10 protein-coding genes are annotated in these 11,822 nt (G+C 62.6%); 6 read left to right on the forward strand and 4 right to left on the reverse strand.

Annotated elements, in window-relative coordinates:
* Window positions 1–51 precede the first annotated feature (51 nt).
* The gene (locus U1739_RS16170) at window positions 52–1,797 is read left to right on the forward strand and encodes an asparagine synthetase B family protein (RefSeq protein ID WP_332709611.1); all 1,746 of its coding nucleotides are present in this window, start codon (window positions 52–54) and stop codon (window positions 1,795–1,797) included.
* Window positions 1,798–2,173: 376 nt separating this feature from the next.
* Here the strand turns inward: U1739_RS16170 and U1739_RS16175 are convergent, their stop codons facing one another.
* From U1739_RS16175 to U1739_RS16190, 4 genes are all read right to left on the reverse strand, one after another.
* A complete protein-coding gene (locus U1739_RS16175) occupies window positions 2,174–4,549 on the reverse strand; it encodes an ATP-binding protein (RefSeq protein WP_332709612.1) in 2,376 nt (791 codons plus the stop codon).
* Between the two features lie 44 nt (window positions 4,550–4,593).
* The gene (locus U1739_RS16180; protein WP_332709613.1) at window positions 4,594–4,794 is read right to left on the reverse strand and encodes a hypothetical protein; all 201 of its coding nucleotides are present in this window, start codon (window positions 4,792–4,794) and stop codon (window positions 4,594–4,596) included.
* Window positions 4,795–4,967: 173 nt separating this feature from the next.
* The gene (locus U1739_RS16185; protein WP_332709614.1) at window positions 4,968–5,906 is read right to left on the reverse strand and encodes a 3-keto-disaccharide hydrolase; all 939 of its coding nucleotides are present in this window, start codon (window positions 5,904–5,906) and stop codon (window positions 4,968–4,970) included.
* 21 nt (window positions 5,907–5,927) lie between these two features.
* Entirely contained in the window at window positions 5,928–6,932 is a 1,005-nt protein-coding gene (locus U1739_RS16190) for a LacI family DNA-binding transcriptional regulator (RefSeq protein ID WP_332709615.1), read from the reverse strand.
* A gap of 122 nt (window positions 6,933–7,054) precedes the next feature.
* Here U1739_RS16190 and U1739_RS16195 point away from each other — a divergent pair, with 122 nt between their 5' ends.
* Genes U1739_RS16195 through U1739_RS16215 form a run of 5 tightly spaced genes read left to right on the forward strand, consistent with a single transcriptional unit; the run spans window position 7,055 to window position 11,813 of the window.
* Window positions 7,055–8,308: an MFS transporter gene (locus U1739_RS16195; RefSeq protein ID WP_332709616.1), complete on the forward strand. Its 1,254-nt coding sequence runs from the start codon at window positions 7,055–7,057 to the stop codon at window positions 8,306–8,308.
* On the forward strand, window positions 8,305–9,366 hold the full coding sequence (locus U1739_RS16200; protein WP_332709617.1) for a sugar phosphate isomerase/epimerase family protein: 1,062 nt from the start codon (window positions 8,305–8,307) through the stop codon (window positions 9,364–9,366). The genes U1739_RS16195 and U1739_RS16200 overlap by 4 nt, the downstream gene beginning before the upstream one ends.
* A 17-nt stretch (window positions 9,367–9,383) precedes the next feature.
* Window positions 9,384–10,505, forward strand: a complete 1,122-nt coding sequence (locus tag U1739_RS16205; RefSeq protein ID WP_332709784.1) for a Gfo/Idh/MocA family protein — start codon at window positions 9,384–9,386, stop codon at window positions 10,503–10,505.
* A gap of 32 nt (window positions 10,506–10,537) precedes the next feature.
* Entirely contained in the window at window positions 10,538–10,888 is a 351-nt protein-coding gene (locus U1739_RS16210; protein WP_332709785.1) for a c-type cytochrome, read from the forward strand.
* A gap of 13 nt (window positions 10,889–10,901) precedes the next feature.
* Window positions 10,902–11,813: a hydroxypyruvate isomerase family protein gene (locus U1739_RS16215; RefSeq protein ID WP_332709618.1), complete on the forward strand. Its 912-nt coding sequence runs from the start codon at window positions 10,902–10,904 to the stop codon at window positions 11,811–11,813.
* Window positions 11,814–11,822: the final 9 nt, after the last annotated feature.

Raw genomic sequence — 11,822 nt, forward strand, 5'->3', positions numbered from 1 at the left:
GCGTTGCCGGCAGTTGCGATATATTAACAGTAGATCCAATAGCTAGCGGGCATGGCAGGCCTGTTCCTCGAGCGTGTTACCGCAACCGAGCCTGCGTCGCTAGCGGCCGCGCGGTCGCAATTTCGGGCGCATGGTTTCGCCGATCCCACCGCGTTCGCGGTGCCTGGCTGGCAGGCGCTGCACTGGCCGCCAATGACGGGCAGTGTCCCCACCATGCTGGTCCGTGGCGACGATCGTGTCGTGGTTGCAGGCACGCTGGTCTATGACGGGCTGATCGGCGCGGCGGCACTGGCGCGCTTGCTCGACACCGCGGCGCTGCCCAGCATCGATTGGTCGCGCATCGGCGGCGAGTTCGTCGCCATGGTACGGCAAGGCGGCCGCAATTTCTTGTTCTGCGATTATTTCGCCTCCTATCAATTATTCCATGATGTCGAGGGCAGCTTCTTCTCGACATCGTTTCTGGCGGCGACCGCCTGCATGCCGCGGCTGCGCTTCGACCGCCAAGGCCTGTACGAATATGCTTTCAACGCCGCGGCGATCGGCGATGACACCGTGATCGACGGGCTAAAGACACTCGGCCCAGACCGGATGATCGAACTGACGCCGGATGGCATCCGCACGCACGCGTTGCGTAAGGACCTGCCCATTGCGACCACCGACGAAACGCTGGCTGACCGGCTGGTCACGCATCGCGATCGACTGATGGCGACGATCGAGCCGTTCGTGCAGCATTATGGCGACGCGATGCACTGCCCGCTCTCGGGTGGGCTCGATTCGCGCTTGGTGCTCGCCGCCTTGCGCGCCGCAGGCGCCGCGCCTAGCGTTTATGTCTATGGCCCGCCGGGCGATACCGACGTGGCCATCGCGCGTCAGATCGGCGCGCGGCAGGGCTTTGACGTACGGTGGATCGACAAGGCAGCAACCGTGCAATTGGCGCCGGAGGCCTTTGCCGCGCAGGTCGAGATCAATTTCGAGCAATCGGATGCACTGCCTAATTTCGGCAATATCTTCGACAATGGCGGCAATCTGCTCGCGCAACAGGCACGTCATGCCGATGGCGCGCTCGCCATATCGGGCGGCTGTGGCGAGATCTTCCGCAACTTCTTCTATCTACCGGACCGTCCGCTCAGCGCGCGCGACGTGGCGCGGGCCTTTTTCGCGCGGGTCAGCCTTGCCGATGTGACGGAAGTTTTCGACTATCGCGCTTTCATGGCGCGCATCGCCGACAAGATCGCCGTCGCGCTCGACGCCGAGGATATCGCGCGCCCCCTGGCCCGCGCGCGGATCGAGCAGGCCTATCCTCGCGTGCGCTGCCGCGCTTTGTTCGGGCGCGAGATCAGCCTGGAAGGGCGCGTCGGAGCCTATGCTATGCCGTTCATCGATCACCGAATGGTCGCCGCGGCGCTGACCTTGCCGATGCCCCTCAAGCGGGCAGGGCGATTCGAAGCGATGCTATTGAACGCGATCGATCCGGCCTTGGCGGCGGAGCCATCGGCTTATGGCCACGATTTTACCGGGTCGCCGGGACGCCGCCATCGGCTGGAAGAATGGTCCACCCGGGCCCGCCCGATCTGGTTGCGCGAAAAGAGCTACGCCATCCAGCGCCGGTTGAAACCGATGTCCGACGAACATGGCGGGCTGCTGTCGTCCGATTATATGGGCCGCGTGATCGATCTCGACTTCCCCGCCATGCGCCGCTTCTTCCGTATCGATCGGATTGGCGACAGCGGGTTGTGGCGCCGCATTGCCGCGCTGGAATATTTCGCCGCGCGCATGGGGGCGCGGCTGGAGCCGTGATCCCGAGGCTCGTCGCGGTCCGCTGAAGCGTGTTTAAGCCCGCTGGCAATCCCGACATCTTCGACCACCGCCGCAGTCGGTGGGATCTATTGGCAAGGATAGCACGTCGCGTTCACGAGACGTTTGACGCGCTTTTCGACCGCTTAGGGCGAGGGCGGCTTGCGTTGACAGCCATCACGCAACAATCGCGACCGATGACCGCTGAAACATGAGACGATCCGCCCGGGGGGAATGATCGGACGGATCGTCCCACATAGCAGCGTGCTAAAGTTGGGGGGAGAAACACACGCTACCTGCTCGAGCGTAAACACCAAAGTCAACGTTGATCAAACTAAGGAATATTACTGGCCGTGAGCTGCGACCGTATTTGGAGGGGTTATGAAGCGGCACGGATGTCGTCTATCGCGGAGCGGACACGTTCGGCGCGACCGTCCACGTTCCAGTTGCGAATGCCTTCCTCTAGAATGCGGGCCCGATCACCGAGATCTGCTTCCTGAAACATTCCCGCCGTTCCAGCCAGCTTGTGCAGCAGGTCTGCCACATCAGATAGCTCAGCGTCAGAGTAAAGGCCGCGCCGTACTAGCTCGTCGAGCGCTTCAAGCGTTTCTAGCTTCCGGACACGGTATCGGTCACCGACCGTACCGCTAGGCCCAGCATTTGGCGCGGACGCCGTCACTGGAACGGGCGAGGCTTTTTGGAGCTGAGCCCACCGCCGCAGCGCTTGCCGCAAAGTAGCTAACGTTACAGGCTTTGCGAGGTGGTCCTGCATTCCAGCTGATAAACACATGGTGATATCATCAGCGTAAGCGTTGGCGGTCAGCGCCACGATCGGTAGCTCAATTGCCGTAAATCCCTGCGCGCGTAGTCGCCGTGTGGCTTCAACTCCATCCATTACGGGCATTTGGATGTCCATCAGCACAAGATGATAAGGCTGGCCAAGCGTCTGTGCTTTATCAATCATAGTGATTGCTTCGGCCCCGTTTGCAGCGATATCGATGTCCCAGCCTAGCTGCTGTAGCATAGCTGTAATTAGGAGCTGGTTGACGTCATGATCCTCAGCCACCAGCACCCGACCGTGCATCTGGCGCCCAGCTGGAAGAGACATATCAGGCAATGTGCCCGTGCCCGGGTCAAGCTGACGAGTGCTGGCGTCGTCCCCCGCTTTTATCACCAGCGGTAAGGTGAGCACGAAGCGGGACCCACCTCCTACATCGGTATCGAGCGCGAGCTGGCCGCCCATCAACTCGGCTAGCCGAGCGCTGATAGGCAGTCCTAGACCCGTGCCGCCAAAACGGCCTGCTGTTGTAGCCTCGGCTTGCACAAAAGCCTCGAAGATTGCGGCATGGCGATCTCGCGGTATGCCTATGCCGGTATCCTCCACGGTCACAGTGTAAGTCGTTCCCAAACCGCCTTTGACCGGGGCCACGCGCACTGTGATAGAGCCCTGCCAAGTAAATTTGGCAGCATTACCGAGCAGATTAAGGACGATCTGCCGGAGGCGAAGGCCGTCGCCGCACAGCATTGTCGGCAAAGCCTCGGAAAACTCCAAGTGTAATGTCACACCCTTGCGCTCAACAGCTGGCCTTACGAGCGTCAAGCATGCATTGATCGCATGGCGTAAATTGAATGCTTCGTGCGCAATCTGCATCTGGCCAGCCTCCACCTTGGAAAAGTCGAGGATGTCGTTAAGCAATCGCATCATGGCACGGCCAGAATCAGCAATCAGCTCGGCCTGACGGCGCTGTTCGCGCGTTAGATCGCCAGTGAGCAGCAGGTCGGTGAAACCGATCACGCCGTTCATAGGAGTGCGGATCTCATGGCTCATGTTTGCCAGAAAGCTGGATTTGGCCTGAACAGCCGATTCCGCCCGCTGCCGCGCCGCATCTAAGTCCACCATCGTGGTGGCAAGTTGATCGGCCATTTGGTTGTAGGCCAAAGCCAACCGGCCAAACTCCGTGTCACGAGTGGTCGTGGCGGCGCGGGCGGTCAGTTCGCCACTTCCGAAACGTGTCACCGCTTGGAGCAGGTCGCGTAGCGGTCGTGATATGCTTGCGCGGATCAGCCAGGCAATGGCCCCGATTAGCAATACTAGAAGCGGGCAGCCGTACAGTAGCAGCGTTCTCACACGGGCAGCAGACAGTGCCGCTGCGGCTGTTCGAACTGACAACAGCCTCGTTTCTTCGTCACGCATCTTGCGGACATGTTCGGTCACCGCCGTCATCAGGTCCCGGCCACGCATCCGTTCCCGAAAGTCTGGTATCGCGTTGGGGGGGGCGGCCCTTGTCCGCTCAACGATTTGTGCTGTGGCTCGCCCCTTTTCCGCAGCGAGTAGTGCCAGCTGCTCGGCACGTTTCTCCTGCACTGGGTTGTCGCGAACGAGCCCTTTTAGCCTGTCTCCTATAGCGTTGGCTTGAGAGACATCCGCATCGAGGCCAATAACGTATGTTTCTTCCTTATTTATCATGTACCCTCGAGCACGCGACTCTGCGCGACGAAGACTTGCTTCGAGCGCATCAAGGCTGACGAGCACATTCTGGGTGTGGCTAACCCTTCCAAAGGCTTTCTGATTTTGAGAGCTGCTCTGTAGAACCAACGAACCGAGCAGTAGCGCGATAACGGCAGTGATGGCGGCCAGGCCGTAGATTCGATTGCTCAGCGGGGCGAGACCGCGGATGGCTTGCTCACGCCCCTCTGGCGCCTGCACGCGACCTTCGACGCCTGCGTTTCTCAATATGTCGGCAAATTTCGCCACGCAATTTCTCCGGGAACTTAGGTCGGAGCGTTAGGCATCGCAGGTTAAGACTTTGGCGGTGGCCCCTGGCCGAAGCCGACCACGGATCTATTGCCGCTCTGCGCGAGCATGGCGACGCTGGTTATGCCGATCGCCCTTCCGCCGCTATCGCGATTGGTCCGAGTAGCGGCGATTGATCGCACGCGAATGCTGAGAGCGAGGCGCACATTCTTGCCAAGCCGTAGGGTGGTCAGTGGTGCGTTCATCAACCGCGCCATAGCGCCGCATGGGTGAGCGCTACAGTCTATCGTTCCGGGATCAGCGGTTGGTTTGCACGCCCTACGCGATCAGCTTCCTGATTGCTTCCGCCCGGGTGTAGATCGTTACCGCATCGATGGATCTAAGCGCCATCGCATCCTGGTAATGCGCGGGATTTCCATCACTGGCCTGCAACAACGATTTTGGGCAAACTGCCAATAGGTTCAACGGTAATTGCTCGAAACAATGTCTCCGCGCCCTCGGACTGGAGCTGGATATGCCCGTGTGTCAGCGGCACGCGTGTACCATCAGGCGCGGTGGTCGCCATGTCCGTGACTGCCGCAACCGGTACGCCGTTCACGACATGGATCGCGCGGTCACCAAGCACATACAGATCGAGCGTATTCCATTGTCCTAACGGCCGTTCCGCGTCGGTGGCGGCTTCGACGTTCCAGGTCGGGGTGCCGTTGGCCATGTCGATCTGCTGCCCGCCCACGCGGAATCGCAAATGCGGCGCGATCAAGGATGGATCGGAGGTGACGGTGATCCGCCCCCGGACTTTGTCGCCGACGGCGACGGCCATGCCGGTCGAGCCCTTCATGATCTCGAATTCCATCGACGGTTGCCATGTCCCGAACACTTCCCCAGGTGCACCGTGCGTGTGATAGAGGAGGCCGTTATTGGGTGGCAGGTGCTTACGCGGCGCCCAGGTCTTTGCCCCCCACTTATATTGCAGCCGAAGATGGTAGTTGCTCAGGTCAGCATTGTGCACGAGGCTGCCCCAGGTACGACCTTTGACCCGGATCGCGGGGCCGCCGTCGATCTGGCGCACGGCAAAATCATCACCGTTGTGTTCAGGACCGATCGGCTTGTGTTCGGGGGTGCTGCTATAAGTCGCAGCAGGATCGACGTAACCGAGCCACGGCGTCCAGTTTTCCAAGCTGCGCCCGTCGAACAGCGCGACCCGCTTGCCGGTGGTGCGGGGCAGGTCGGTCAAGACCAGGCGTTGCCGCCCATTGGCGGGTTCGCCGGCAATGGTTCGCGCCTGTTCGACGGAGCTTTGGGCCATGGCCGCGGTTGGCAGCCAAAAAGCCAGCGTTAGCACCCATTTGTTGGACATCGATATTTCCTACCAATAGGTTTATGCCGCCGCAGGAACGGCTGTACTATTTCTCACGACAAGTTCGTGATGCAACGTTTCCTGCTGCACCGCGCATCCCACGCCGCGCAAGATGCCGACCAGCAACTCGACGGTGCGGCGACCGATCAGCCCCTTGGGCTGTGCGATGGTCGTCAGCGGCGGTTGAAAATAGCGCGCGAGCGGGAGATCGTCGAAGCCGACGACCGAAACGTTCGTCGGGCACGACAGACCGTTCGCGCTAATCGCACTGAGTGCACCCATTGCCATTTCGTCGCTGAAACAGAAAATCGCTGTGACCTGGTGGGCGAGCAGATCGCCTGTGTGGGTGAAGGCAGAGCCGGCAGCATAGTTGCCGATGCGGACGTGCAGGCCGTCCTGCAAGCCGTGGCGCTCTGCGGCGCGCATCGCGCCGGCGAGACGGTCGCGGCTGATCGGGCTGATTTCGGGGCCGGTAATCACCCCGATGCTGCGGTGACCCAGACCGATCAAATGGTCGATCGCGTCCGCACTGGCTGCGGCATTGTCGATGTGGACGCTTGGGACGCCGAGGTCGGGACTATATTCACAGCCGTTGACGATGGGCACAGCGGCGCCTTGGCGCGATAGCAGTGGGCCGAGGCTGGCGGGCAGGCGGTGCCCGAGAAAGATCAGTCCGTCGACCTCGCGGCGCGAGAGCATGTCGGCATATTGATCCTCAAGTTCCGGATCATGCCGCGTATCCCCGACGACGACTGAATAGCCCGCGTCGCGCGCAGCCTCTTCCGCACCACGGATGACGCTCGCGAAGAACGCGTTGGAAATATCGGGCACGGTCAGAAGGATTTTCGCGGCGCGCAGCGTGCGCAGGCTGCGCGCCGCTACGTTAGGGGTATAACCTGACGAGTGAACGACCGCGAGCACGTGCTGACGCGTCTTTTCCGACACCTGCTCAGGCCTGCTGAGCACGCGCGACACCGTGGCGGTGGATACTCCCGCCAGTGCGGCCACTTCGATGATCGTCGTCATTGGGTGGTCATATATGCTCCGGCGCCGTTTCGATATAGCGCCGATGTAATCCTTTACATTCATGTTGCGGCTTCGTAGCTTTCGGCCTGACAAGCAGGAAAACTGCGATCGGAGAGGTGCGAATGGCCGTTGCAGACAAAGCATTCCCCGCCGCAGGCGTGGCCCCTGCGGGCGGCGTGCTGACAGGCCGCTTGAGCGCGATGATGTTCATGCAGTTCTTTGTCTGGGGCGCCTGGAATGTGACGCTCGGCCTCGTCATGCAGACGGTCGGGATCGGCAATCTGATCGGCAACGCCTTTTCGGTCGGCCCGATCGCCTCGATCGCCGGCTCTTTCCTGCTCGGGATGGCCGCCGCGCGCTATGTCAGCCCGCGCCTGCTAATGGTTATCCTGCATCTGATTGGGGGAGCAATTCTGTTTGCACTGCCGTCGTTCGTGACGCCCGCAGCAGGCAATAGTTTCGTCTGGCTGCTACTCGGCTACATGATCCTCTATATGCCGACGGTAGGCCTGGCCAACACGATCGCGCTGAAGAGCTTTGGAGAGCGCACCGACAAATTTCCGTTCGTTCGCGCCTTCGGTACGCTCGGTTGGATCACCGCTGGGTTAATCATCGGTTGGGCCGGACTGTCCGCCAGCCCGCAGATCTTCCGCGTCGCGGCCGTCGTATCGATCGCGCTCGGGCTGTACAGCTTCACGCTGCCGAACGTCGCGTCGGACGCGGCGCGCAATGAGAGCGTTATCCGGCAAGTGTTCTGTGTCGAGGCGTTCGGACTGCTTAAGCAGCGCTCATTCCTGATCTTCATGACCTGCGCGACGTTGATATCGATCCCGCTGGCCATGTATTATGCCTACGCCTCGCCTTATGTCGGCGCGACCGGGATTAGCAATGTCGGCGGTACGCTGGCGATCGGGCAGATGTCGGAACTGGTGTTCATGTTCTCTATGCCGTTTCTGTATCGACGGTTCGGAGTGAAGCCGCTGCTGCTGGTCGGCATGATCGCCTGGGCGGCGCGTTATGCCCTGTTCGCGATCGGCGATGGCGGCTCGTCGCTATGGGCGGTGTATCTCGGCGTCGCGCTGCACGGGGTGTGCTACGACTTCTTCTTCGTCGCCGGCGCAATATATACCGGCACGATCGCCACGCCCAAGGGCGTGAACGCTCAGGCACAGGGAATGCTGACGCTGTTCACCTATGGTGTCGGTATGCTGCTTGGATCGCAAATCGGCGCGCTGCTCTATGCGCAGTTACCCGCCGCGCCGAGCGTCGCCGATTGGCAGCATATGTGGTGGTATCCCGCCATTGCCGCAGCCGTCATCGCCTTGTTGTTCCAGCTGACCTTTCGCGACGACACCAAGCGGGAGGTTGCGGCATGACGGCGATGAAGGGGCCTGCGATATTCCTAGCGCAATTCCTGGGGTCAGAGCCGCCTTTCGATACCCTGGACGGGATTGCCAAATGGGCTGCGGCTCTCGGCTATGTCGGCGTGCAGATCCCGTGCACTACGCAATTGATCAACCTGAAGCTGGCGGCCGAAAGCCAGAGCTATTGCGATGATCTCCAAGGTGGCCTCGCCAGGCATGGAATTGAGGTCACCGAACTTTCGACCCATCTCCAGGGGCAGCTGGTGGCGGTGCATCCTGCCTATGACACGTTGTTCGACGGGTTCGCGCCGCCCGAGCTGCACGGCAAGCCGGTTGAGCGGCAGGCCTGGGCGGTGGAGCAGGTCAAGCTGGCGGCCAAGGCGAGCGCCAATCTCGGGCTCAGTGCGCATGCGACGTTTTCCGGCGCGCTGGCTTGGCCCTATGTCTATCCCTGGCCGCAGCGGCCGACCGGGTTGATCGAGGAAGCGTTCGCCGAGCTGGCGCGGCGCTGGACGCCGATCCTCGACGCGTTCGAGGAAGCCGGGGTCGATTGCGCGTTCGAGGTGCATCCGGGCGAGGACGTGCATGACGGTGCGACGTGGGAGCGTTTCCTGGCCGCGGTCGACCATCATCCACGGGCGCGGCTGCTGTTCGATCCATCGCATTTCGTCTTGCAGCAGCTTGACTATCTCGACTTCATCGATCGCTATCACCAGCGGATATCATGCTTCCACGTCAAGGATGCCGAGTTCAACCCGACCGGGCGGTCGGGCGTCTATGGCGGGTATGAGAATTGGGTCGATCGCGCCGGGCGATTCCGCTCGCTCGGCGACGGGCAGGTCGATTTCTCCGGCATTTTCAGTAAGCTCGCGCAATATGGCTATGAGGGCTGGGCGGTGCTCGAATGGGAGTGCGCGCTGAAGCGGGCCGAGGACGGGGCGCGAGAGGGCGCGCCGTTCATCCGCGATCACATCATCCATCTGACCAAGCGGCCGTTCGACGACTTCGCGGCGAGCGGTGTGGATCGCGCGGCGATCCGCGCGCTGCTCGGCCTGGAGGAGCAGCCGTGAGGCGATTGCGGCTCGGCATGGTCGGCGGCGGGGAGGGCGCGTTTATCGGGGCGGTCCACCGAATGGCGGCCGCGCTGGACGGCGATTGGCAGCTGGCGGCTGGCGCATTCAGCAGCGATGACGGACGCAACGTGCGGACCGGCGACTTGCTCGGGCTGAACGCAGAGCGGGTCTATCCGTCGTTCGAGGCGATGATCGCCGGAGAGCAGGCGTTGCCGGCGGATGAGCGGATCGAGGCGCTGGCGGTGGTCACACCGAACCATCTGCACGCGCCGATGTCGATCGCCGCGCTGGAGGCCGGCTTCCATGTCTTTTGTGAAAAGCCGATGGCGATGAACGTTGCCGAGGCAGAGGCAATCGCCGCAGCCGCTGATGCCAGCGGGCGTCAGTTCGCGCTGGCGTTCACCTATAGCGGCTATCCGTTGATTGAAGAGGCGCGCAAACGTGTCGCGCGCGGTGATTTCGGCGCGATCCGGCTGGTCGAGGTCGAATATCTGCAAGGCTGGCTGAGCCTGCCGATCGATACGGAGGGCAACAAGCAGGCCGAGTGGCGCACCGATCCCGCACGCGCCGGGCTCGGCGGGTGCCTCGGCGATATCGGCACGCACGCGTTTCAGCTTGTCGAGCATGTCTCGGGCTTGGCGGTGGAAGCGGTTTCGGCGGATCTTACGACGCATGTCGCGGGGCGGCGGCTGGACGATGACGTGAGCGCGTTGCTGCGCTTCGCGGGCGGCGCGCGCGGAGTGCTGAAAGCCAGCCAGGTGGCGGCGGGCGAGGAGAACGGACTGCGGCTGCGGATTTACGGCGAACACGGCGGGCTCGACTGGGCCCAGATGGAGCCCAACACGCTGACGTTGCGCTGGCCCGATCGCCCCAGCGAAATCGTGCGCACCGGCGGACCGGGACTGGACGATCGCGCGACGGCGCTCGTTCGCACGCCTGCCGGGCATCCGGAGGGCTATATCGAGGCGTTCGCCAACCTGTATCGCGCCTTCGCCGTGGCAATCCGCGGCGGCGGCGAGCGCCGGTTTCCGGGCGTGGCCGACGGGCTGCGCACGATGCGGTTCATCGAGGCGGTAATTGGCAATGCAAGCGCCGACCGGAAATGGACATTGATGGATACGGGAGACAAGGGGTGAAACTGCGCATCATTCTGGGCGCGGGCAGCGTCATGGCGGCGGCGATGATCGTAGGCGCGGCACCCACCACCGCGCAATCGACGGCGACCGCGCCGCCGGCCTTCGCGGTGTGTCGCGCCTGTCATACGGTTCCGAAAGGCGGCAAGAACGGGATCGGGCCGAACCTGCATGGCGTCGTCGGGCGTGCGGCCGCGACGACGCCCGGTTTCAATTATTCCCCGGCGATGAAAGCATCGAAACTGCGCTGGGACGAGAAGACGCTCGACGCGTATCTTGCCGCGCCATCGAAGATGGTCCCCGGCACCCGTATGCCGATCGCAACGCCCGATCCGGCCAAACGCGCGGCGATCATCGCCTATCTGAAGGCGGAGGGCGCGAAATGATCGCGCTGGTCGCGTGACGCTTTCGCGCCGTTCGCTGATCGCCGGGGGCGCCGCCGCGTCGCTGGTGCCGGCCGCGCTCGTCGCCCAGCGCCGGGGCGGCAACCCTGCGCGATTCTCGCTCGGCTATGCGCCGCACGAGGGCAGCTTTGCCAGTCGCGGCGGATTAATCGAGCAGATCGCCTTTGCCGCGGATCAGGGCTTCACCGCTTGGGAAGACAATGAAGCTGCGGCGCGCCCAGTAGGCGAGCAGGCGCGGATGGCCAAGGCGCTGGCTGAGCGCGGCATGACGATGGGCGTTTTCGTCGCCAGCATGCCGAAATGGGCCAAGTCGCGGCCGCTATTGGGCGCCGATGACGGCGCAGAGCGCGAGGAGTTCCTGGCCGACATCCGCGGCTCGATCGCGGTCGCCAAACGACTGAATGCGACGCGGATGACCGTCGTCACCGGGTTCATGGACCCCAAGCTGCCGGTCGATATCCAGACCGCGCGGGTGATCGACGTGATGCGCCGCGCCGGCGATATCGTCGCGCCACACGGGATAGCGATGGTGATGGAGCCGCTCAACACGCGGACCAACCATCCCGGCGTCTATATGCAGACGATCGCGCAGGGGTTTGCGGTTGCACGCGGCGTCGATAGCCCGGCGGTGAAGATCCTCGCAGATCTGTATCACGAGCAGATCCAGTCGGGGAATTTGATCGCGACGCTCGACACGTGCTGGAGCGAGATCGGCTATCTGCAGTTCGGCGACAATCCAGGACGCAACGAACCGTCGACCGGCGAGATCAATTACGCCTCGATCGTGAAGTGGCTGCGTGCGAAGCGCTATGCCGGGGTAATCGGCATGGAACATGGCAATTCGATCGCCGGACGCGCCGGCGAAGAGCGGCTGATCGCCGCCTATCGCGCGATCGACGCGGCATGACGGGAGCGG

It is taken from the genome of Parasphingomonas puruogangriensis (assembly GCF_036663635.1).
Taxonomy (GTDB): domain Bacteria; phylum Pseudomonadota; class Alphaproteobacteria; order Sphingomonadales; family Sphingomonadaceae; genus Sphingomonas.